19 protein-coding genes are annotated in these 22,907 nt (G+C 69.8%); 10 read left to right on the plus strand and 9 right to left on the minus strand.

Annotated elements, in window-relative coordinates; genetic code table 11:
* Positions 1-24: 24 nt before the first annotated feature.
* A complete protein-coding gene (locus O3X23_RS35615) occupies positions 25-363 on the minus strand; it encodes a transcriptional regulator (RefSeq protein ID WP_331283988.1) in 339 nt (112 codons plus the stop codon).
* On the minus strand, positions 360-803 hold the full coding sequence (locus O3X23_RS35620) for a hypothetical protein (RefSeq protein ID WP_269276788.1): 444 nt from the start codon (positions 801-803) through the stop codon (positions 360-362). The genes O3X23_RS35615 and O3X23_RS35620 overlap by 4 nt, the downstream gene beginning before the upstream one ends.
* 229 nt (positions 804-1,032) lie before the next feature.
* Between O3X23_RS35620 and O3X23_RS35625 the strand changes: the two genes are divergently transcribed.
* The 3 genes from O3X23_RS35625 to O3X23_RS35635 all read left to right on the plus strand — a co-directional run bounded on the left by O3X23_RS35625 (position 1,033) and on the right by O3X23_RS35635 (position 3,812).
* Positions 1,033-1,653 (plus strand): L-threonylcarbamoyladenylate synthase, encoded by a 621-nt coding sequence (locus O3X23_RS35625; protein ID WP_269276790.1) that lies wholly within the window; start codon positions 1,033-1,035, stop codon positions 1,651-1,653.
* 442 nt (positions 1,654-2,095) lie between these two features.
* Positions 2,096-2,638: a hypothetical protein gene (locus O3X23_RS35630; protein ID WP_269276792.1), complete on the plus strand. Its 543-nt coding sequence runs from the start codon at positions 2,096-2,098 to the stop codon at positions 2,636-2,638.
* Between the two features lie 214 nt (positions 2,639-2,852).
* A complete protein-coding gene (locus O3X23_RS35635; RefSeq protein ID WP_269276793.1) occupies positions 2,853-3,812 on the plus strand; it encodes a hypothetical protein in 960 nt (319 codons plus the stop codon).
* 114 nt (positions 3,813-3,926) lie between these two features.
* Here the strand turns inward: O3X23_RS35635 and nadE are convergent, their stop codons facing one another.
* Entirely contained in the window at positions 3,927-4,766 is an 840-nt protein-coding gene (nadE, locus tag O3X23_RS35640; RefSeq protein WP_269276794.1) for an ammonia-dependent NAD(+) synthetase, read from the minus strand.
* Between the two features lie 209 nt (positions 4,767-4,975).
* Here nadE and O3X23_RS35645 point away from each other — a divergent pair, with 209 nt between their 5' ends.
* The gene (locus O3X23_RS35645; protein WP_269276795.1) at positions 4,976-5,281 is read left to right on the plus strand and encodes a hypothetical protein; all 306 of its coding nucleotides are present in this window, start codon (positions 4,976-4,978) and stop codon (positions 5,279-5,281) included.
* A gap of 109 nt (positions 5,282-5,390) precedes the next feature.
* Here the strand turns inward: O3X23_RS35645 and O3X23_RS35650 are convergent, their stop codons facing one another.
* From O3X23_RS35650 to O3X23_RS35660, 3 genes are all read right to left on the minus strand, one after another.
* Positions 5,391-6,014: a hypothetical protein gene (locus O3X23_RS35650; RefSeq protein WP_269276797.1), complete on the minus strand. Its 624-nt coding sequence runs from the start codon at positions 6,012-6,014 to the stop codon at positions 5,391-5,393.
* 151 nt (positions 6,015-6,165) lie between these two features.
* A complete protein-coding gene (locus O3X23_RS35655; protein ID WP_269276799.1) occupies positions 6,166-6,735 on the minus strand; it encodes a TetR/AcrR family transcriptional regulator in 570 nt (189 codons plus the stop codon).
* Positions 6,736-6,809: 74 nt separating this feature from the next.
* Positions 6,810-8,219: an amidase gene (locus tag O3X23_RS35660; protein WP_269276801.1), complete on the minus strand. Its 1,410-nt coding sequence runs from the start codon at positions 8,217-8,219 to the stop codon at positions 6,810-6,812.
* A gap of 63 nt (positions 8,220-8,282) precedes the next feature.
* Here O3X23_RS35660 and O3X23_RS35665 point away from each other — a divergent pair, with 63 nt between their 5' ends.
* On the plus strand, positions 8,283-9,074 hold the full coding sequence (locus tag O3X23_RS35665; RefSeq protein ID WP_269276803.1) for an SDR family NAD(P)-dependent oxidoreductase: 792 nt from the start codon (positions 8,283-8,285) through the stop codon (positions 9,072-9,074).
* A 191-nt stretch (positions 9,075-9,265) separates the two neighbouring features.
* Positions 9,266-9,727, plus strand: a complete 462-nt coding sequence (locus tag O3X23_RS35670) for a DoxX family protein (protein ID WP_269276804.1) — start codon at positions 9,266-9,268, stop codon at positions 9,725-9,727.
* Positions 9,728-9,808: 81 nt separating this feature from the next.
* Here the strand turns inward: O3X23_RS35670 and O3X23_RS35675 are convergent, their stop codons facing one another.
* On the minus strand, positions 9,809-10,657 hold the full coding sequence (locus O3X23_RS35675) for a C40 family peptidase (RefSeq protein ID WP_269276806.1): 849 nt from the start codon (positions 10,655-10,657) through the stop codon (positions 9,809-9,811).
* 617 nt (positions 10,658-11,274) lie between these two features.
* On the opposite strand from O3X23_RS35675, the gene O3X23_RS35680 reads away from it, so the two are divergent.
* From O3X23_RS35680 to O3X23_RS35690, 3 genes are all read left to right on the plus strand, one after another.
* Complete coding sequence (locus O3X23_RS35680; protein ID WP_269276809.1) at positions 11,275-14,991, plus strand: SpoIIE family protein phosphatase; 3,717 nt, start codon at positions 11,275-11,277, stop codon at positions 14,989-14,991.
* Positions 14,992-15,214: 223 nt separating this feature from the next.
* Positions 15,215-16,165, plus strand: coding sequence for an FAD-dependent oxidoreductase (locus O3X23_RS35685; RefSeq protein WP_269276811.1), 951 nt, complete (start codon positions 15,215-15,217; stop codon positions 16,163-16,165).
* Positions 16,166-16,336: 171 nt separating this feature from the next.
* Positions 16,337-18,511 (plus strand): SpoIIE family protein phosphatase, encoded by a 2,175-nt coding sequence (locus O3X23_RS35690; protein ID WP_269276813.1) that lies wholly within the window; start codon positions 16,337-16,339, stop codon positions 18,509-18,511.
* A 19-nt stretch (positions 18,512-18,530) separates the two neighbouring features.
* On the opposite strand, the gene O3X23_RS35695 is transcribed toward O3X23_RS35690, so the two are convergent.
* Positions 18,531-19,715, minus strand: a complete 1,185-nt coding sequence (locus tag O3X23_RS35695; RefSeq protein ID WP_269276815.1) for a type III polyketide synthase — start codon at positions 19,713-19,715, stop codon at positions 18,531-18,533.
* 979 nt (positions 19,716-20,694) lie between these two features.
* Here O3X23_RS35695 and O3X23_RS35700 point away from each other — a divergent pair.
* Complete coding sequence (locus tag O3X23_RS35700) at positions 20,695-21,399, plus strand: 2-phosphosulfolactate phosphatase (protein WP_269276817.1); 705 nt, start codon at positions 20,695-20,697, stop codon at positions 21,397-21,399.
* Between the two features lie 263 nt (positions 21,400-21,662).
* Here the strand turns inward: O3X23_RS35700 and O3X23_RS35705 are convergent, their stop codons facing one another.
* Positions 21,663-22,748: a lytic polysaccharide monooxygenase auxiliary activity family 9 protein gene (locus O3X23_RS35705; RefSeq protein WP_443048078.1), complete on the minus strand. Its 1,086-nt coding sequence runs from the start codon at positions 22,746-22,748 to the stop codon at positions 21,663-21,665.
* Between the last annotated feature and the right edge of the window lie 159 nt (positions 22,749-22,907).

The raw sequence follows: 22,907 nt of genomic DNA on the forward strand, positions 1-22,907 counted from the left end.
CGTCCTTGTGTGGAACGCAGCCGGTCATTTCCGTGTCGGCCCCTCGCCGGGGGCAGCGTCGACGATGGCTCTCAGGGCTGCGACATGAGCTCGGTAGGCGTGGCGCCCTTCGGTGGTCAGCCGCAGCTGGACCCGTGGCCTGGTGTCACGGACGGTCTTGCGCTGGGCGACGTAACCAGCCTCCGCGAGTACGGCCACGTGCTTGCTCAGTACGGAGGCGCTCACCGCGACCCGCTCCTGCACCGTGGCGAACTCCGCCTCGGCGACCGCGTCAAGGAACGCGCAGATCATCAACCTCTTGGGCGCGTGGATGATGACGTCGAAACCGTCGGAATCGTCGGTGGAGGCATCCGTCCCGCTCACCGCTCCTCGCCCGCGTACCCGCGGCCGACGAGGAAGACGCGGGCGCTCATCAGCACACCGTTCACGGCCGCGATGGCCCACCAGACGGCGTGTCCGAAGGAGGCCTCCGTGGCGAGACCGGCGATGATCAGGACTACGAGCGTCACCAGGAGAATGGCGTCGCGCGGCGTCCCCCGTCCACGGAAGCCCAGCGCGTTCGCCTGGAGGGCGCCGATGGCGCCTGACGCCGCGGCCAGCAGCACACAGATGACCGCCGGAAGCGGACCGGGCAGCATCTGCGTGAGAGGAACGGCGACGACGACGCCGACGAGCAGGGCGCCGAAGCGCGTCGGTATCGGCGTTCGGACCACCGCTGACCGGGTCTGTTCGATCCCGTCGAGAGCGGCGACCGCCTCGGCAGGCGTGGGACGGTGGCCAGGCGTCGAAGCGTTGGTATCCATGACGGGAAGTCAAGCTTCGACTTTCCGCTGCGTCAAGTCTAAACTTTCCATTGTGGAAACTCTTGGTTGTCCAGAGAGCCAACGGCGCCGAGAGGACGGGCACCAGGTTCGCTACTCGGTCCCGCCGTCCGACCGCGGGCTGATCGGAACCTCTCCGCAGCGGTTCGACCCCGATGAGGCACCCCTTCGGTTGGCACACCGAGCCGAAGAAGCGCCCTAGTCTTGGCCGATGGCACGATACTTCGACGTACATCCCGAAAATCCCCAGCCACGCATCATCAGCGGTGTGGCCGACAGCATTCGTTCGGGCGCGCTCGTCGCGTACCCCACGGACTCCTGTTACGCGCTGGGCTGCCGGCTGGGCAACCGTGAGGGCATCGACCGCATCCGGACCATCCGGAACCTCGATGACCGGCACCACTTCACTCTGGTTTGCCAGAATTTCGCGCAACTGGGGCAGTTCGTCCAGATCGACAACGATGTGTTCCGGGCGATCAAGGCGGCGACACCGGGCAGCTACACCTTCATCCTGCCGGCGACGAAGGAAGTACCGCGCCAGCTGCAGCATCCCAAGAAGAGGACCGTCGGCGTCCGCATCCCGGACCACGTCGTGACGCAGGCTCTGCTTGCCGAACTCGGCGAGCCGCTCGTCTCCAGCACCCTGCTGCTGCCCGGCGAGGCGGAGCCGATGACACAGGGCTGGGAGATCAAAGAACTGCTCGACCACGTGGTGGACGCAGTGATCGACTCAGGCGACTGCGGCACCGAACCCACCACCGTCATCGACTTCTCCAGCGGCGAGACCGAGATCCTCCGCCGCGGGGCGGGTGACCCCGCACGGTTCGACTGACATCCCCTCCTCCTTGAGGGGAGGAGATGCCCGTCCCGGTCATCCGAGCGTCCCGGGCGCCACTCGCCGGCCCCGTTCTCGTACAGCTACCGCGAGGTGGCGTGTAGCGCCGAGTAACTACTTGGGGCTGCGGTCGCGCCGGCGAAGGGCTCTCCAGGACCAGGCCGTGGGCGGCAGGTGGTCGGCGAGCCGGGACACCTTGGCGAAGCGGCCGGCGCGGGTGATCGCCGGGTACAGGTCTCCGGTCGCTCGGCGCCGAGCCGGCGAAGGAGTAACCGGAGACCTGTAGGACCATCAGCGCTGCGCCGCGATCGATGAGGGCGGCTGTTGTCGTGCGAGGGCGATCACGCGGCGAAGGACGCGAGCAATTTGTTGCACTGCTTCGCGGCGGCCGGGTCCCCATCGGAATTGAACATGTTCAAACATGCGCTAGGCTGCGGTCATGAGCGAACGAAGAACCGCCCTTCGGCAGATACGCGCCTGGCTCATCCTCTTCATCGTCTGCCTCACACTCAGCGGGTTGACGGCCTTTCCCCTGGTCCACGAACTGCGCTGGGCCGACAGCCTGCTGGGGTCCACGGCCCTCGGCGACTGGTTCCCCGCACTCGCCGGCTGGATCACCCGCGTCCGCACCGGACTCGACACAGCCGACACCGACTACCCCTTCCTGCTGTACGGAACCGACTGGCTGGCCTTCGCCCACCTGGTCATCGCCCTGGCGTTCTACGGTCCGTACCGCGACCCGGTGCGCAACATCTGGGTCGTCGAGTTCGGAATGATCGCCTGCGCCGGGATCATCCCACTGGCCCTGATCTGCGGGCCCGTGCGCGGCATTCCCCTCTGGTGGTCGGTCATCGACATGTCATTCGGCGCCTTCGGAGTCATCCCGCTGTACGTGGTGCGCAGAAAGATCAAACGCCTCGCGGCACTGGACGACGCGGCCGACTCCCAGCCTGCGCCCGTGGTGGCGCAGGCGGCGCAGTAGGGATCAGCCCCGGGCCTGGCCTTCCGCCCCCAGGCAAAGCCGCGTGACCCCGCACCCCGACCGACGACTACCCGTCTTCGCCGCGTCGTTGTCCCGCCAGGGCGTCCCGCTTCGTAGTGCGGCGACCGGGACAGACCATTCCATGGCCCGTAATGTCGTGAGCAATTGGCTGTTAGGCCTACATGCCCGGTTGCCAGATGGCATGCTCGGGCGCATGTTCACGGCGATGCGGCGGCGAATGAGGGCCAGACAGCGACGCCGGGCGGACGCGGCAATACAGGGGCTCAGTGACGCCCTGTCACGGCTCGGCGTGCAGCGGCAGGTTCCGGCACGTGTACGGCTGGCGTTGCGTCGCTACCGACTCGCTTATGCCTGGGGGCAAGCGATCGCTGCGCTCGGCGGTCTCTTCTTCCTGTGGTGGGCGGTCGTGACGGCGTATGCGCTCGTGAGCCCGTCCGGTGCGTTGCGGGAGGACTACAGGGAGGCAGCCGCAAGCGGTGCATGGACGTCGTCGGTGTTTACGACGATCTCGTTCCTCTTGGTTTGCTACGTGGGTTTTGCTATCTGGGACGGCCGGATGCCATGGCTCGCGAAACCAGCGGCAACGATGCACCGGTTCGAGCTTGTTGACGCTGTGGCCAAGGCGGTGCTGGCTTGCGCGGCCGCGCACAGGACCGGTGGCGCGAAGCAGGTGAGGCGAGCCGCGTCAGCGTTGCGGACTGTCGAGCGTTGCGTCGCCAGGGCCAGCTACCGGCGACGCCATCTGCCGATCAGATCGCATCGTCGACATGCCTTGAGGCAACACGCGGGCCTGGTTATCGCTGCCCTGCACGCTGCCGAATCACGACTCGACACCGAAGGCACCACCGCCTTGCGCGGGGTCGCAGACATGCTCCTCACCATTGCCGACCGATACTGCGCGGGCCGGACTGGCGCGCTGCTCGACGAGGAGCCGCTCGTGGGCCTCAGCCCTGCCAGGGATCGGGAGCCACTGCGTAATGTGGCCACGGCCATCCTGGTGGCCGGCATGTCCGTGGCTGCCGCGCACCTTGGCGCGCCCGCCGAGACAACACCGTTCCTGGTCGGCGCCTTCGGCGTCGTTGCCGTCTCCCTCATATACGGCCGCCACGCACGGCAGTCCCTTGATCCTTTGGGCGGCATCCGCGGTCACTGATGATCTTCGCGTGCTATCGCATTGCCCCGGGCACCACCATGGCGATGCGGAGCAGGAAACCACCTCAGTGGGCACGGCCCGACTTCACCCACGGCCCTGCCCACTCCCCCGAGGTCACCCCTGGGGCGGCGTCACCGGCAACTGCCTTTTGTGTTCGGTCGCCTGGTACCTGCCCACGATCGAAGCGAAGGCGCGCTCGCTCACCGGCTTGCCCTCCAGGAAGTCGTCGATCTCGTCGTACGTCACTCCGAGCGCGTCCTCATCGGCCTTGCCCTCGTCGAGCGTCTCCAGGTCGGCCGTCGGTACCTTCCACACCAGCGAGGCGGGTGCCGCGAGGGCTTCCGCCACGCCCCGCACCCGGCGCTTGATCAGCCCCGCGAGGGGCAGCACGTCCGCCGCGCCGTCCCCGAACTTGGTGAAGAATCCGGAGACCGCCTCGGCCGCGTGATCGGTCCCCACGACAAGCCCGTCATGTGCCCCCGCCACCGTGTACTGCGCGATCATCCGCTGTCGCGCCTTGATGTTGCCCTGCACGAAGTCCTGGTGCCGCTCGTCGCGGAAGGCAGCCCCGCCGGCCAGGCATGCCTCCAGCGCGGCATCGCTCGCTGCCTTGATGTTCACGGTCAGGACGTGATCGGCCTGGATGAAGCCGAGGGCGAGCTGAGCGTCCTGCTCATCGGCCTGGACCCCGTAGGGCAGCCGCATGGCGTAGAAGGTGGCGTCGTGCCCGGCGCTACGAGCCCGCTCCACGGCCAGCTGGCACAACCGGCCCGCGGTGGTGGAATCCACCCCTCCGCTGATGCCGAGCACCAAGGACCGCAGTCCGGTAGTCGTCAGCCGCTCGGCCAGGAACGCCACCCGGCGCTCGATCTCGGCCTCCGCGTCGAAGATCGCGGCGACTTCGAGATCCCGGGCGATCTCCTGCTGCAGGCTTATGGACGCCGGATCGGTCACGACTACTCCTCGGGGTTCGTATCTCGGTGCAGATTCTATGCTGGCCGCCTGCTGCCACCTCCTCCGGCCTGCAGGTGACAGCGAGCAGGGAGGCCCGTGCCGGCGACGGCCGGTCTGTAAGATCATTTACTCGGCGGCGGGGGACGCCTCACCCGCTCTGTCCCGCGCCGTGCACGTCCGAGCGGGTGGTAACACAGAGGGATCAGAACATGAAGCGCCTCACCAGCGGCCTCCGCGCCGCTGCCGTCACCGCCGTTCTCGCCGGGGGCCTGCTCGTCGCCCTGCCGGGTGCGGCGAGCGCCAACGACTACGGCTACACGTGCAAGAACTGGAAGGACAGCAGCCACAACTGGAGCGCTGACTGCCACGTGACGCGCGGCAAAGCCCGCACAGTGACCGAGTGCGCCAACGGCAAGACCTACTACGGCAAGTGGGTCGGCCGCGGATACTGGAAGTTCGACGGCGAGTGCGGCAAGTACGCACTGATGGCTACCGACATCCAGTGGAAGAAGTAGTTCTTCCCCGCCCTGCCTCGTCGCAGCCCTCACGGGCCGCGGCGGGGCGTTCTTCTTCTCACTCACCTTCCGCACGCCCTGAGAGGGGTTGTCGGAAAGCAACACCAGGTCAGGAGTCCGTGCGGCGCTTGCCTTCCTCGAAGAAGCGCTGGATCGCGTCGGCGTTGCCGAGTTCCCGCAGGGTGCGTGTGGCGCCGAAGGGGGCGTTCCAGAACGCGCCTTCGCGTGGCCGGTGCGGGCCGACGTAGGCGTAGGGCTCCGGCATGTGGCCATCACCGGGTGAGATGCCGTAGTTCACCTCGTCGAGGGTGATGGCGAGGTCGAAGTGTTCGGGCCAGAGCACTGGTTCGCTCGCGGGCGCGAAGCCGCGCAACGCCTCGTCTCCGGCGAGGAACGCGCGGAGGATCACCGCTCCGGCCTCTGGATCGAACGTGATCACCTCGTCCGGACTCACACCGGACCCGTCCGGATAGAGCCCCCTTGGGGCGCCTGCCTCCGTCCCGGCCGCTTCCGCCAGCGATGCGTAGCTCTGGCCCGACAGCGGGATGCGGGCCGTTGCGGTGACGAGGTCGCCGCCGTCGACGCGCAAGGACGGTTCGCTGAGGGTGCCGAAGCCGCCTCCGACGATCCGCAGTCGGATGCGGCCGGCCTCCCGGTGCTGCGGCCCGGCCAGCACCAGCTCGGCGATGCCGTGCAGTGATCGCCTGGTCAGAGCCACTACGTCAGCTGTCATGCCGCCTCCCCGGTTTCGATCGGTACCCGCGAGTGTCGCAGGCGGCCCGGGTCGTGGCGCTGCGCCACACCACGCGCGATCGGCGGGAGCCGACCCGGCTGGCTGGCCCCGCCACGCACCGGCCGCATCCCGGCCTGCGGTGCTGGGCCGCTCAGGGGCCGGGCGGGGAAGCGCCGGTGAGCAGTAGCAGCGCGGTGACGAGGTCGTCGGAGGCGGAGCCGGTGGCCAGGCGGCGTAGTTGGAGGCCGACGACGAGTGCGACGACGGGGCCGGCGAGGCGTTCGGGGTCCGGTACGCCGAGACCGCCGAGGATGGAGGTGGCGAGTTGGTCGTAGGCGGTGAAGCATTCCGCGGCGGCCGGGCGCAGCTGGGGGTCGCGGCCGGCGTGGATGTACAGCTCGAAGGGGGCGATGTGCTCGCTGTCGAAGACGGTGTCCGCGGACACCTGGCCGACGATGGTGGCGGCCTGTTCCGCGGTGACGCAGTCGGTGATGTGGTGTGCGGCGAGGTCGGTGAAGCGGCGGGTCTCCTGGTCGACGAAGGAGCGCAGGCTTTCGCGCAGCAGGTCGTGCTGGGTCGCGAAGTGATACGTGATCGAGCCGAGGGAGACGCCCGCCTCCTTGGCGATACGGCGGTTGGTGACCGCGGCGACGCCGTCCTGGCCGATGATCCGCAGCGTGGCCTCGACGATGCGTTCACGCGTCGGGGTGGGATTCGGCATGTGGTCATCGTCCCATGGTCGGCCGGTTGGCCGGGCCATCGGCTGCGGTGTCGTCGATGGGGACGTGCGGGCTTCTACCTGACGCCGGAGGGAAGGGGCCAGTGCTCGTGCCATCGCTGGTCGTCTTCCAGCTGGGCGGCGAGTGAGATCAGGAGCGGCTCGCTGTCGGCGGGACCGAGCAGTTGGGCGCCCATCGGCAGTCCGCCGGAGGTGAATCCGGCCGGGACGCTGATGGCGGGCCAGCCCAGGACGTTCCAGGGCCAGGCGTAAGGGCAGGCAGCGATCATGGTCCGGTTGGTCCGGCCGTTGGAGAAGCCCGCGCTGGCGCCGATGCGTGGAGGAGGGGTGGCTGTGGTGGGGGTGAGGATCACGTCCACGCGTTGGAAGATCGCACCGACCCTCCGCTGCAGCAGTCCCTCGGTGCTGCGTGCCGCGCGCAGTGCGGGGCCGGCGAGGACCTGGCCGAGGCGGGCGTTGCTGCGGGTGCGGGGATCGAGGAGGGCGCGGTCGGGGGTGCGCCGGCTCCAGGCGTGGACGCCGGCCGTCGCCCGCGGTACCTGGGTCAATCCGATCAGACCGAAGTTCGGCTCCTCTTCGATGACGTCGTGGCCCAGGGCGGTCAGGGACTCGGCCAGCCGCAGGGTGGCGTTGCGGGCCTCGGGATGCAGCGGGGTGCGCGTGGCGGCGAAGGCGCTGCGCAGCGACAGTGCGATGCGCAGTCGGCCGGGGTCGCGGTGTGCGGCGGGCGCCATCGCGGTGGGCGCGGGCTGGTGGCGGTCGCTGGGGTGGTTGCCGGCGGCGGCGTCCAGGAGCAGTGCCGCGTCGGCCACGGTGCGGGCGAGTGTTCCGAACACCGTCAGTCCGTTGAAGGATTCGGGGTCGGGCCAGGTGGAGATCCGGCCGCGCTGCGGTTTGATGCCGACCAGGTGGGTCCATGCGGCGGGGATGCGGACGGAGCCCGCTCCGTCGGAGCCGAGGGCCGCGGCGACCAGGCCGGCCGCGACGGCGGCGGCCGACCCGCCGGATGAGCCGCCCGGGGTGTGTTCCTGATTCCACGGGTTGCGGGTGGCGCCGAACGCGGCTCCCTCGGTGAAGGGCCACTGCCCCAGCTCGGGGCTGTTGGTCTTGCCGACGATGATCGCTCCTGCGGCCCGCAGGCGGCGCACCGCCTCCGCGTCGGTGGTCTTGGCAGGGAAGTCACCGGCGCAACCGAAGGCGGTGGGCTCGCCCGCCACGTCGGTGTCGTCCTTGACGGCGATCGGGACGCCGAGCAGGGGCAGCCGGTGTCCGGCGGCGAGTTGCCGGTCGGCTGCGTCGGCTTCCGCCAGAGCGGCACTGGTGCGTACCCGGCGGAACGCGTTCAGGGTCGGCTGGGTCGCCTCGATGCGCGCGAGGGCCTCTTCGACGAGATCCCGGGAGGAGATGTGCCCGCCGTGCAGGGCTGCGCTCTGCGCCGCCAGGCTCGTGTGTGCGGAATCGGCCATCGTTGTGTCCCTTCGCCCTCCACTACCGTTCGTTCGAACGAACAGTAGTGGAGGATGACCCCCATGAACATCAACGGATCGACTGTTCTCCTCACCGGCGCCGGCGGCGGCATCGGCCATGCCCTGGCGAAGTCCCTGGCCGCCAAGGGTGCCCGTCTGGTCGTCACCGGCCGGCGCGCAGAACCGCTCAAGGAGCTCGAAGCGTCCCTGGGCGCACGGGTGGTGGTCGCGGACCTCAGCGACCGCGACGCGGTCGTGCGCCTGGCCGAGGAGGCCGGCCCCGTGGACATCCTCATCGCCAACGCCGCGCTGCCCGCCAGTGGCGCCCTGCTCGACTTCACCCCCGCCGAGATCGACCGCTCTTTGGACGTGAACCTGCGCGCGCCCGTGATGCTCTGCCGGTTGCTGGCGCCGCACATGGTGGCGGCCGGCCGCGGTCACCTCCTGCTGATCGGCTCGATATCGGGACGGACGGCGTCCCCCGCCACCTCGCTCTACAGCGCCGCGAAGTTCGGACTGCGCGGCTTCGCCCACGCTCTGCGGCAGGATCTGCACCAGACGGGCGTCGGTGTGTCCATCGTGCAGCCGGGATTCGTCCGCGGCGCGGGCATGTTCGCCGACACCGGTGCCACCCCGCCCGCCGGGGTGCGTACCGTCACGCCCGAACGTGTGGCCGCGGGTGCGATCAGCGCGCTCGAACGCGACCGGGCCGAAGTCAACGTCGCACCGGTCGAACTGCGGCTGGGCAGCGCCATCGGCAGCCTCTTCCCCTCACTGGGCGCCGCCGTCCAGCGCAGGGCCGCGCCCGAGTCGTTCGTCCGCCATATCACTCAGGCCCAGCGTCACAAGCGCTGAACTGCGCAGCGCCCTGGACCTGTTGCGGAACTCCGTCCGACCACCAGCCCCGCAGCGTGGGACGTTGGCGCAGGTGGGCGGCGCGTTCCGTCGCCGGCACAAGAAAGTTCCCGGCGACCGATGAGTTCGGTGGGGTGGTGCCGTCTACCTCTGTGACAGCACAACGGGTGCTTCCCCCAGAGGAGATCACGATGTCCCAGGCAGCCCTGCCCACCACGACCGCTACCGCTACCGCTACCGCCACCGACGAGTCCCGTGCGGCCGCTCCGGGACGTAAGGCCCGCATCGCGCTTCGGACGCTGCAGGTCGTGCTCGCGTTGTTCTTCATCGTCGCCAGCGGGCTGCCCAAGCTGTTCGCTGCGAGCGCCGCCGTCGAGAGCTTCGACAAGATCGGCTTCGGCGACTGGTACATGTACTTCGTCGGCGGCCTGGAGGTGGCCGGCGGGATCGCCCTGCTGATCCCGGTCCTGTCCAGCATCGCCGCGACCGCCTTCATCGGCCTGATGATCGGCGCGTTCATCACCACCGTGACCGCACTGGACGGCCAGTTCGCGGCCACACCACTGATACTGATCATCCCCTTCGCCCTGATCGCCTGGGCCCGCCGCCACCACAACGCGGAACTGGTCCAGTTGGTCCGCCGCCGGGTGTGAACTCCCCGCACGCAAGCCGTCGCAGCAGCCGCGCCCGCCGGGTCAGTTCCCCGGCGGGCGCCCGGCCGCGCACCGTCCGATTCAGCAGTCGGGGATGACGGTTCCGTTGTTGTCCTTGGCCACGTCGTTGCCCCACCGCGACAGGTAGTACGCCGAGACCCACTGACCCGCCGGCCCGACATCAGGATCCGTCCTCAACCACCAGTGGTTGAAGCTGCTCCCGCTCCGCATCTCACGCCCCCACACCTTGCAGAACACATAGTTCGTGCCCTGATACAGCGTGCCGGTACTCGCCGTACTGGTCGGCGACCCGTACACCGACGCGTTCGCGAACGTGTCCACCCAGAACCGGCCGCCACCAGGAGGCGGCACGGGCGAGCCACCGCCCGGCCCGTAGAGGCGGATGGCGCCGTAGTAGTCGCCGTGCGAGGACAGCGCGGACACCTGCACGTATCCGCCGGAGTAGGGTGCCTCGGCGATGTATCCCTGTCCTAGGTAGATCGCCACGTGGTGGATGGTGGACGGCGTGTTTCCGAAGAACACCAGGTCGCCCGGGAGCAAGGGGCCGGTTCCGTCGCCCCGGTAGAACCTGGCCACCGCGCGGGGGGAGGTCCACTGCGTGGTGGTCACGCCGTTGATGACGTCCGCTCCCACCGCGAGGTAGTAGGCGTAACGGACCATGCCGGAGCAGTCCAGGCCCTTGACATGGCAGTCGTTGGGAGCGCCGTTGGAAGCGTCGCAGATTCCGTACGACGGGCCCGGCTGTCCGCCGTGGCCCCCGCCCCACGAGTAGGGCGTGCCGATCTGGCCGCACGCGGCGTTGACCGCCGAGTTGGCTTGCGGGGCGGCGCCCGAGGACAGCACTGCGCAGACGGGTGCCGCATGGGCCGGCTCAGCTCCGGCGAAGAAGACGACGCAGGAGGCCAGCACGGCCAAGAGTGCGGCCAGGCGCAGGGCCGGGAGAACCCGGCGCGGTAAAGGGTCGACGCGCGTAGTCGCAGGACATCCTTCATCTCGTGTGCACAAGTGACAGCGGTGGACGGGGAGTTGGTGGCGGACATTGAACCACCGCGCCGCCGTCTCCGACAGGCTGGATGAAAGAACTTTCCGCAAGCCTCGAGTGCGTACCCGGAAGCTTCATGGCTCCCCCACGGGACACGCACAACAGGGCGCCCCCGGGCCACTCGAATCCCCGGGAACGGCCAGCGGCGCGGCGCTCCCGGCGCAGGGGCGACGGAGCGCAGGACGTCGGACGGCGAGTTCGACGGGGTCCAGGTTCTGGTACCGGAGGACTCGGGACAAAGGGCTCGTCCCCCACGCTTGCAGGAGGCGTACAGATCCCGTGCAGGCCTCACGCGGCCCGGCCCGGCTCGCAGGACCACCCCGCTGACCAGCGGCGATCCACGCCCGCATGTGCCATCGGGGTGACCGGCACCGTAAGGGGCAGTCTTCGTTCCTCCGCGAGCGAACGGCGGCGGACGTGGGAGGATGGCAGAGCGGAACATCGACCTCCGGGCGGTCTCCAGACCATGCACAGCGAGAGGCAAATGGACGGGCCGACGACTGGTGCGGACGGGGGCCAGAGCGCCGCGGGCGGCGAGGTGCTCTCGCCCGGCCTGCTGTTCATCCCCATCGCCACCGCGCTGATCCAGGACGACGGACGCATCATCCACTGGAGCGCCGACGCCGAGGTGCTGCTCGGCTACACCGCCCAGGAGGCCGTCGGCGCCTTCGCCTCCCACCTGCTGGTGGACGCGGAGGAGCAGCCGCACGTCCTGGACCTGTTCGCCGGGATTCTGGCCGGCGAGGCGTGGTCCGGGGTCTTCCCCGTGAAGCACCGCGACGGCCATTCGGTGAACCTGGAGTTCCGTACCCATCCCATTCCGACCCAGTCCGGTCGGCCCCTGGTCCTCGCCGTGGCGTCGGACGTCCGGGAGATCCGCCGCATCGAGTCCGACCTGGCCGTCCTCGACAGCTTCTTCACGCAGTCACCCGTGGGCATGGCCGTCTACGACACGGACCTGCGCTTCGTGCGGCTCAACGACGCCCTCGCCCGGATCAACGGCCTGCCCGCGGAGCAGCATCTGGGCCGGCGCCTGTCCGAGGTGCTGCCGGGGCTCAACGGCGCGGAGATCGAGGCGGTGATGCAGCAGGTGCTGGAGAGCGGCGAACCGGTCGTCGACGCCAGATCCCACGGCATCACCCCCGCGGACCCGTCGAGGGAGCGCGCGTGGTCGGCCTCGTACTTCCGGCTGGAGGAACGCAACGGCCGGATCCTCGGAGTCAGCTCCACGATCATTGAGGTCACCGAGCGCTTTCAGGCGGAGTCGCGGGCGGTCACGGCGCGCGAGCGGCTGGAAGTGCTCGTCGACGCCACCTCGCGGATCGGCACCACTCTCGACCTGGGACGCACCGCGCAGGAACTGGCCGACACCATGGTCCCCCGGCTGGCCGATGTCAGCGGCGTCTTCGTCCTCGAGAGCCTGCTCACCGGCCAGGACACGCAATCCTCGGCACCCGGCGGGGCGGAGCAGGTCCGCCGCCTGGCGATCGCCAGCTCCGACCCCGACTATCCGGTACGGGACCTGCCCGTCGGCGCGGTCCACCGGGTGCCGCGGGATTCGCCCTACGCCGAGGCGATGCAGACGCGCCGGACGGTCATCGTGCCCTCGGTGGATCTCCCCCCGCTCGCCCCGGCGGAGTCCGCCGAACGGGTCCACGCCTACCAGACCCGGGTGTCCCGGACGGTGCGGGTCACTCCACTGGTCGTACGCGGGACCGTCCTGGGCATGGTCGTGTACTCACGGAGCGGCGGACCGGAGGCGTTCGGCAAGGACGACATCACGCTGGGTGACGAACTCACTTCCCGGGCCGCGGTGGCCGTCGACAACGCCCTGCTCTACCGGCGCGAGCACGAGACGGGAGAGGCCCGGCAGCAGGCCCTGCGCGAGGCCAACGCGGCCCGGGAGCGGCTCGCGCTGATCAATGTCGCGTCCGCCCGCATCGGCACGACGCTGGACCTGACGCAGACAGCACGTGAACTGGCCGAGGTCGCCACTCCCACACTCGCCGACACGGTCGTGGTCGAGGTGGTGGACGCCCTGCTGCGCGGCGAGGAGGTCCCCGACCCGCCCAACCGGTCGGCGCTCCTGCGCCGCCTGGCGTTCCACACCATCGCCGACGCGGGCAGGGTGCCGGTGGCCCCGCTCGGCGACGTCCACCGGTTCCCTCCCAGCACTCCGTACGCCTGGAGCCTGGCGCACCGCCGGCCCGTCCTGGTGCCCCGAATGGACGAAGCGGGGCGGAGCTGGTTCGCCGAGGATCCCGTCAGGGACGCCGCGGCGCGCGAGCAGGGTCTGCGCGGCTTCATGGTGGTTCCGTTGATCGCACGCGGCGCGGTGGTCGGCGTGGTCTCGTTCTACCGGACCATCACCGCCCAGCCCTACGACGAGGACGACCTGGCACTGGCCGGGGAGCTGGCGGCCCGCGCCGCGGTATCGATCGACAACGCCCTGCTCTACACCCGTGAGCGCAACGCCTCCAAGGCCCGCCAGCAGGCGCTGGAGGACGCCCACATGGCGCAGGAGCGGCTGGCCCTGCTCAATGACGCCAGCTCCCGGATCGGGACCACTCTCGACCTGAAACGGACCGCGGAGGAACTGGTGGACCTGGTGATCCCGCGGTTCGCGGACTTCGCCACGGTCGACCTGCTCGAAAGCGTCGTCCAAGGCGGCGAGGAGCTGGGTGAGCAGACCCCGGCGCCGACCGACGGGACGGTCCTGCTGCGTGCCGTCGCGGTCGGCGAGGTCAACGGCGCGGGCATGATCGGGGCGGCCGACGAGGTCGGCGGGACCTCCTGGTCGGCCAAGCTCTACGCCGAGAGCCTGCGCACCGGTCGCTCCATCCTGGTCGCGCAGGTGGACGAGGCCGCCCTGCGCCGGATCGCGGCCCACCCCGACCGCGTCCAGCCGGGCCTCGACGCGGGCGTCCACTCGTATCTGATGGTGCCGCTGCTGGCCCGCGGTGTGGTCCTCGGCGGGGCCGAGTTCATCCGCCTGCGCAACCCGGAGCCCTTCACGGTGGCCGATGTGGCACTCGCCGAGGAGCTGGCGGCCCGTGCCGCGGTGTGCATCGACAACGCGCGGCTCTACCGGCGGGAACGTGACACCGCACTCACCCTCCAGCGCAGCCTGCTGCCGCAGGAAGTCCACCTCACACCGGGCCTGGAGATCGCCTACCGCTACCTGCCGAGCAGCGTCGTCAGCGAGGTCGGCGGCGACTGGTTCGACGTCGTGCCGCTGTCCTGCGGGCGGGTCGCCCTCATCGTCGGCGACGTGATGGGCCACGGCATCCGGGCCGCCGCCACCATGGGCCAGCTGCGCACCGCGGCCCGCACGCTGATCACCTTGGACATCTCCCCGGACCGGGTACTGCGGCGCCTGGACGAGACGGCCTCGGCGATCGGGGACGGGCAGTTCACCACCTGTGTGTGCGCGGTGTTCGACCCCGTCGACCGCAGCTGCGTCATCTCCTGCGCCGGCCATCCCCCACCCGTGGTGCAGGACCCGAACGGATCGACGCGGCTGATCGACCTGCCACCCGGCGCCCCGCTCGGCGTCGGCGGCGTGGCCTTCGAGAACGTGGAGCTCACCCTCCCCGAGGACGGTGTCCTGGTCCTCTACACCGACGGACTGATCGAACGGCGCGACCGGGACCTGGACGAGGGGATGCAGCTGCTGTCGCAGGCCGTGGCCGATCGCGGCCCCTCCCTGGAGGCGAGCTGCGACGCCGTGCTCGACGCGCTGTCGGCCCAGGACAGCGAGGACGACATCGCCATCATCATGGCGCGGGCGCTGCCGGTACATGACGACTGGATCGCCAGGCTGCCGCTGTCCGACGACATGTCCGTGGTGGGCGAGGCCCGTCAGTTCACCCGGGCCAGGCTGCTCTCCTGGGGGCTTCCGTCGCTCTCCGATATTTCCGAACTGCTGGTCAGCGAGCTCGTGAGCAATGCCCTGCTGCACACCGGCATGCCCACCGAGCTGCGGCTCTTCCGTGACCGGGTCCTCACACTCGAAGTGGCCGACACCGACAGCCAAGTGCCGCGGGTGCGCCCCGTGTCCGAGGAGGACGAGGGCGGCCGCGGTATGCACCTGGTCAATGAACTCGCCCACCGTTGGGGCAGCCGGGCCACCCGCCACGGCAAGGTGGTCTGGATCGAGTTGGAACTGCCCCTGGGGACCTCCACGTCCGGCGGCCCCTGACCTCGGCCGCCGGTGAACGCTCTCGCGCACGGGTGTCGGCATCGGGAGCGAAAGCCGGCCGGTGAGCGGGACCGACAAGATCTGGAAGTGTCGGCGTGTCCCCGGGCCCGAAAGCTATCGTGATCACGCGACGGGCTGCGGCGAGCGGCAGTGACCTGAGCGCAGCGCCCAAGAACGTCGCGAGGCGCGGTCCGTATCGAAGTCGAGGCATGGGGGTGCTGCGGTGGTGTCGAAACGGGTCAATGTCGTGGGAGCGGGGATCGTCGGTCTGAGCGTCGCGCACGATCTGGCCCTGCGCGGCCACGCCGTCACGGTCATCGCTGATCAGCGGGCGGAACAGAGCGTGTCCAGCGTCGCGGCGGCCGTCTGGTTTCCCTACCGCAGCGGGACCTCCCCGTCGCTCATGGGCTGGTTGCTTGCGGCCCGCGAGCGTTTCGAGCAGCTCTCCACCGACCGTGCCGCCGGTGTCGATCTGCGGGACGGCCTCGTGGTCGAGCGACAGGTCGGGGCGGACCGCTCATGGACCGATGCGGTCCCTGACCACCACGAGGCCGCGGCGGACGAACTGCCTCCCGGCGCGACGGCGGGGGTGCGGGCGACCGTGCCCGTCATCTCCATGCCGCGCTACCTTCCCTGGCTTCAGAAGCGCTGCACCGGCCTCGGGGTGACGTTCCTCGATCGCGAGGTCACTGCCGTGGAGGACGTTTCCGGCGATGCCGACCTGGTGGTCGTCGCCGCCGGAATGGGTTCCGCTGCCCTCCTCGACGACGCTTCGATGTATCCCGTCCAAGGGCAGATCGTCCGCCTGGCCAACCCGGGGATCACCCAGTGGATCACCGATACCGACCACCCCGAGGGCCTCACCTACATCGTTCCCCGTCGTGACGACATCGTCTGCGGCGGCGTGGCGCAGGTCGGCTCATGGGCCACGGAACCCGTGGCCGAGATCGAGCAGGCGATCCTTCGCCGCGTGGTCTCCCTCATGCCCGCACTGGCCGATCTGCCCGTGCTCTCGCGCGCCACGGGGCTCCGCCCGGCTCGCGACACCATCCGCCTGGAACACGTCAGCGGATTCCCCGTGCCCGTGATCGCCTGCTACGGCCATGGCGGTGCGGGTGTCACCTTGTCGTGGGGCTGCGCCGAGGCCGTCGCGGACCTCGCCGAGCACATCTGACTCACCTGCTTGCGCGCCCGTCCTCATCGGGGCGATCCGCCCGTGCAGGCGAAGAGGGCGCGAGTGTTATTCAATGGGTGTGCGTAGGGGATCTCGTGGCTTCACCGCACGAGGGACTCGAGTGCGCCTCCGGTCAGGTGCCGGGGTCGGCGAGCGAGCTGAGAGAGCCGCATGGACTCCACATCATCCCCCTCGTCCTCGTCGCCGTTCGAGCAGGTCAGCCGCGCCCTGGGTGACTACATTCCGCAGGATGCACCGGCGGCGGCAACCGATCCTGCCGCCCCGCAGAACGGCCGCTCCGCTCCACGACCCACCAGCGGTGACCGTGCGAACACCAGCCACGAGCAGATCCTCGGCGCCGTCAACCTCGACGGGGACCTGAGAATTACCCGCTGCAACCTGGACGCCCCCGCCTTCGAGGGGCTGGGCGTCACCGTCGGATCGGCGTTCGCCGATCTGCTGCCTCCCGGCGACATCCCGACGGTCACCCGCCGGTTGCGGCAGGTCATCGACACCGGAGAGGCGCACGTCGCCCGGGTCCAGCGCCTGCGGCGGGACGACGGGTCGGAACTGGTCGTCTCCATGAGCATCCTGCCCGCCGCGGCGCCCCAGGAGGGCCTGACCGTCTCCCTGATCGCCATGGCCAGGAGGCTGCATCTGTACGCTTCCGAAACCGCGATCGGGACGTCGCTGGACATCGGCGAGACGGCGCAGTCCCTGGCCCAGTCCCTGCTGGTGTGGGGAGACGTAGCCGCCGTCGATCTCGACTACGCCGTATGGACGGGTGAGGCCGTCACCGAGCAGGCGCAGGGACGCATCCGGCTGCGGCGGGCGGCTCTGATGCCGGACCGGGCGTGGCCCGATGGCTATCTGACCCCCGGCGACAACCTTCCCAACGAGGCGAGCCGTCTGCTGTCCCTCGCGACCAGGCGTGACGACGCGGCGCAGGCCCTCGTCATTCCCGACCGGGCGGCGATCGAAAGGGCGCTGGGCGATCCGCGTCTGGTGCGTGCCCTGGTCCCCGTCGACCGGCCGGCGAGTGTGGCGTGCATGCCGCTGGTCCTGGAGGCTGCGGATGGCGCACGGCCCGTCGTGCTGGGCGTGGCGGAAGTCTGGCGGCGGCCGGACCGTCCCTTCCACGACAGCGAATTGCTCGACCTGCAGGAACTGGTGGCCAAAACCGCCCACCACGTGGATCTGGCCCGCCAGCACCAGCGCGAGCACGCCCAGGTACTGGCGCTGCAGCGCCGGCTGCTGCCGCGCGCCGGCAGCGACACCATCGAGGTCGCCAGCGTCTACCAGCCCACCACCCCCGACAGCGCGGGCGTCGGCGGTGACTGGGTGAACAGCTTTCCCCTGCCGGACGGCCGTACCGCACTGGTGGTCGGTGACGTGGTCGGACACGGCCTGGGGGCCGCGGCCGCGATGGGCCAGTTGAGCATGGAGGCGCGGGCGCTGCTGTCGGCGGGGCTGGCGCCCGATGAGGTGCTGGCGCATCTGGACGAGACCGTCACGCTCCTGGACGACGCGGAGGCCGGCCTGGCGGCCGGTTACAGCGCGCTCGGGTCGACCTGCTGCATCGCGGTCTACGATCCGGTCAGCCACCAGGTGGTCACCTCCAGCGCGGGCCACCTCCCGCCGATCCTCGTCCTGCCCGACGGATCCGCCAAGGCTCTCGCGACGCACGCCCACCCCGGCCTGGGCACCGCTTTCGCTCTGCGCGAGCCGTTCGACGTGCACACCTTCGCCGCGCCTCCCGGGTCATTGCTGGCCCTGTACACCGACGGTCTGGTGGAGGATCCGGCGGTCTCGATCGACGAGGGCATCGACCGGCTGACGGGCGCGGTGGGCAAGGTCCATCCTTGGGACGATCTGCAGCAGGCCGCGCGGGGTCTGGTCGTCCAGTTCGCCTCGCGAAGCCGCCTGCGCGACGACGTGACCCTGTTGCTCGCCCGCATGGTCGGGCGTCGCAAGCGGGACACCGCGGCCTGGCACCTGCCGGCGCGCGACGACGCCGCCGCGCGGGCCCGCACGCTGGCCTCCGCCGTCCTACGGGAATGGCACGCCAAGACCGACCCGCGCGACAACGCGCTGCTGGTGATCAGTGAGCTGGTCACCAATGCCGTCCACTTCGCCACCGGGCCCGTCACGGTGCGGCTGATCAAAACGTCTCACGGCCTGCTGTGTGAGGTCGGTGACACCGGCAACGGCCGGCCGCGGCTGAGCCGCAGTGGCCTGCTCGACGACAGCGGGCGCGGCCTGCACGTCGTCCACAAGCTCACCACGCGCTGGGGCGTGCGCTGGACCGACACCGGCAAGGTCGTCTGGGCGGAGGTCGCCACCTAGCCGGACCGGACGAGCGGGGTTACAGCCACTCCCCCTCCACGGCCGTGGCCGTGAGACCCGGCGCCGCCGCGAACAGCACCGTACGGCTGCCCGCCTCCTGGCCGGCGTCGTGCGCGCGTCGCAGGATGTCGAACACGGCCGCACCGCCGCGGTTGCCGCTGGCGTAGCTGTCGCGGCTGTAGGCCAGAACCTCGGTCGGCCACCCGTCGGGCATCGTCTGCTCCATGTACTCCAGCACGCGGGTCCCGCCCGGGTGTGCGAGCAGCAGATCGGGATGCCAGGGAGTGGCGTCGTTCTGGTGGCGGTGGCGAAGCCACTCCCACATCGCGGTGACCGTGGCCTGGACGGCCCGCGGCCCGCGCCGGTCCATGACGAAATGCGTGCCGTCGGCACGGGTGTCCAGTCGGTGCAGGTCCCGGGTGCCGGGCAGGGTGTGGTGCCAGGCCGCGTCGAGCCGCAGCACCGACTGCGGCCGGGGGCGGCCGGTGACCACCGTGGCGACGGCGGTGTCCGCGAACAGCAGTCGAACGATCAAGGACTCCAGCGTGTCGTCCGCGGGCTGGTAGGTGGTGCTCAGCGCCTCCGCTATCACGACCAGGACCACCCGGTCGGGGTCCGCGGCGACCAGGTCGGCCGCCAGCGCAAGGGAGCGGGTCCCCGCGATGCACGCCCACTGCGTGGCCGGCAGGAGCAGCACGTCATCGCGGAGGGACAGCCGGTCGGCCAGCGCTATGTCCAGTCCCGGCAAGGCCGGGGTGGTCGAGTTGCTGGTGATCAGGCAGTCGACGTCGGAGACGTCCAGCCCTGCGATCTGCAGTGCCCCGCGCGCTGCCCGCTCCCCGTACGCCTGCACGGCCTCCCATGCGGGCGCGGTGCGCTCCTGCACGGTCTGCGGCGCCGGTATCGCCTCGAGTGCGGTGATCGCGCGGTCCACTTCCTGCTCGGTGAAGCCGTCGCGGATCAGTGCCTCGCGAGCCGGTGCGATGCCCGGAGTCCGCAGGCCGCTCCCGTCGCTCGCCGCGACGGCGGTGGCCAACGGCAGCATCCATCCGCGCGAAGCGATGCCCGTACTGGCCGCGATGCCGTCGATCCGCGGCAGCCATGGCGCGTCGGGGTGTCGGTCGCGCACTTCCGCCAGGATCTGGCTGGTCTCCACCGCGTGTTCGCCGTGGATCACCGCAGGGGGGCACAGATAAGCGGTCACAGTACGCACCTTTCGTCGCAGGACGTTCGAATGCTACGAAGCCTATGAAATGGGTCACTTCGTGAGTTGATCGTCAAGTAAGTGGCATTGCACTCCACTTCAGAATTTATATACCTTTTTCGGACAGATTGGTCTGTGAGATGCCTCTCTGTGATCCACGCCACTTCGAGAACTCAAGATCGCCCGAGTGCAGAGACCGACCACGCCGGCTCCGGCCGGCCACTCTGCGGGGCTTCCCGGATGCCGGCGTCCCGGGCGGCCCATCGGGCAGGCCCAGCAGCCTTGTTGCCGCAGAAGAGCGACTCTTCCGTCGCGCCACGCAGCGATGCGCCGCCTGACATCCGGCTACCCCGCGTGAGGTGACGACACGTCAGCACTGCTGCGGAACGTGCCGAGCCGCCCACCGCTGTGGTCAACGGCACCCACAACGAACGCCTCCTGGCGCCCCGATCCCTGACCGTCACTGCTGCCTACCGGCGGGACGGCCGCCATGAGAGGTCCACAGGCCCTCTACAAGAGGCCCTCGGATCATGCGGAGTTGGCGTCGCTGAGCGCTGCGCGTACCAATGCGAGGTCGCGGGCTGGCAGGGCGAGATCCCAGTATCGATCCGCCGCTCCCACAGACAGCAGCCGGAACACGTCACGCTTGATGGTCCGACCACCGCGCCCCACCACGGGTCCCGCCCCGTGCACGTTGAATGGACCCGTCAGCGGAACCCCTTGGGCGGACGGGCCGAAGAGCCGGGCCGGCCGCCACACCGCGGGCACCGGAGCCTCAGGCTCGAAGACCAGCATCCCCCGCCGGAACGTCCGCCCTCCCGAACAAAGGCCCCCGCGAGCTGCGATCACACCATGCGCTCCGCCCTCCACCAGCGCGGTGAGAACAACTGCACGCCGACGACATCCCTTCCGGGACCGCCAAGGTGATGCGCATCACTCGCCAGGTGGCTACGGTCGGGCATGCGCGATCATGACCGGAATGGACGCCCGATTCCTTGGTATCGCCGATCTGGTCGAAACCCCGTCCGTGGCGGTCGTGGTCGACGTCATGCGTGCTTTCACGGTCGCCGCCTGGGCCTTTGCCCAAGGGGCAGAAAAGATCGTTCTTGCTGTGTCGCTGGATGAGGCCCTGGCGCTCAAGGCTCGCCATCCGGAGTGGGTGGCACTCAAGGACGGTCCGCCCGCGCCCGGGTTCGACGCCGTCAACTCGCCGGGTCTGTTGCGTTCCATCGACCTTCGCGGACGGACAGTTGTGCAGAAGACCACGGCGGGGACAGTCGGCGCCCTTGCGGTCAAGGAGGCGCCGCTGGTGCTGTGCGCCGGCTTCGTGGTGGCGGAGGCAACGGCTCGGCTCTTGCGGACACGCAAGAGCGGCAGTGTCACGTTCGTCGTCACTGGCGAGGACGGACAGGCCGAGGAAGATCTGGCGTGCGCTCAGTACATCGCTCGCCGAGCCACCGGAGCCGGGACGGATGCTGCTGGGTTCCTTCGCCGCGCTGCCACGTCTCGCGCCGCCGCCGAGTTGGCGCAGGGGGTACGTCAAGGAGTCCATCCCGATGACGTTGCCCTCTGTCTGGAGCTCGACCGGTTCCCCTTCGCCATGGTGGCGGCCTTGGAGGACTCACTCATGGTCCTGCGGCCGCGCGCCATGCCCTCACTGAACGACGAAGACGCACCGACCTGATCGCCGGCACGGGAGAACTCCCACCCTCAAGTGGCCGTTCGACCGCTGGTCCGTGCCACCGGACGTGCAGGTGCACCGGTCACTTCGAAGTGACCGGTGCACCTGCACGGCGAACCCGCCGAGCCGACGGTGTCCCGCACAGGGTCGCGGGAATGGTGCACATCGAAGCCCACCACCGCCGGGGGTGGAGCCGCGCGGTTCGCCCGGCCGGGCCTGGCGGTCCGGCGCGGGCGACGGCGTCAGCGCGTCAGCGCGTCAGCGCGTCAGGTGAACGTGCAGCCGATGGACCCGATCGGGAGGTTGTTGCCGGTCGAGTTGGCCGTGAAGCCGAAGGTGGTGATGCCGTCCGGTGGGATCGTGCCGTTCCAGGCGGCGTTGCTCACGCTTACGGTGCCGCCGCTGGTGGACTGGGTGCCGTTCCACAGGTTGGTGATCTGCGTTCCGGTACCGGGTGTCCAGGTCGCCTTCCAGTAGCGGCCCGACGGCGAGGTGCCGTGGTTCATCACCGTGACCTGTCCCTGGAAACCGCCGCTCCAGGCGTTGGTGACCGCGTACATGGCCATGCAGGAGCCGGGATCCCCAGGGGGCGTGGACGGCGGAGTCGACGGCGGAGTGGTCGGCGGCTGGGAGGTGCCGCTGCCGTGGATGCCGGTCACCTCGCCGTGGCCGCCGTCGAAGGCGATGTCGGAGCAGGAGAAGAAGTTCTCGTTGCTGTCCGAACGGACCCACTGCATGAAGACCAGCGCGTTGCCCGTGCGGTTCGAAGGCAGTGCCAGGTCCCAGTAGTAATGGCCACCGTCGGTACCCGGTGAACCGACCGCGGGCGGATTGGTACTGCTGCTGACCTGTTCCAGGTCGGCCCAGGCCAGCGGGGTGGTCGGTGACCAGCCCTGCTTGGTCACGTACACCCTGAAGGTGCCCGGGTGCGCGGCCCAGTTGCTGTACTGCACCTGGATCGTGGAACCCGACGTCAGGTGCGTCCGGGGCCAGTCGTCGCGGGCCGCGTTGTAGGCGGCGAAATCGTACGGCGACTTGTTGCCGGCACTGCAGAGCGTCCCGTCGGGCACGTATCCCTGACCGCGGCCGCCCGCGTTGGAGTCGAGGACCGCGAACCAGTTGTACAGGGACGTCGAGCCGCTCTGGGCGATCGCCGCGATACAGGCCGGGTTGGTGGGGGTGAGCGCGCCCGTGGAGCTCAAGGCGTCCTCGTGGCACAGATACGTACGAGAGCCGGGCATCATCGCGACGCCGTGCGCCTGCGCGGAACTCTGGCCGAGGATGACGAGGCCCACGGCCGAGAGCAGCAGGGCGAGGGCGGCGACTAAGGGGAGTTTCCTGATTCTCTTCAAAGTGTGCCCTTTCCGGAAACGTCCCCGGGGCAATGGCCTGCCGAAGCCGGGCCACCGGGGACGGTGTGGGGGAAACCGGTCCAATGGTGGGAGCGCTCCCATTAGCCCGCGAAGCTAACAGCGGATCAGCTGTCTGTAAACACCTACGGACGACACCGT

The sequence above is a fragment of the Streptomyces sp. H39-S7 genome (assembly GCF_027158205.1).
Taxonomy (GTDB): domain Bacteria; phylum Actinomycetota; class Actinomycetes; order Streptomycetales; family Streptomycetaceae; genus Actinacidiphila.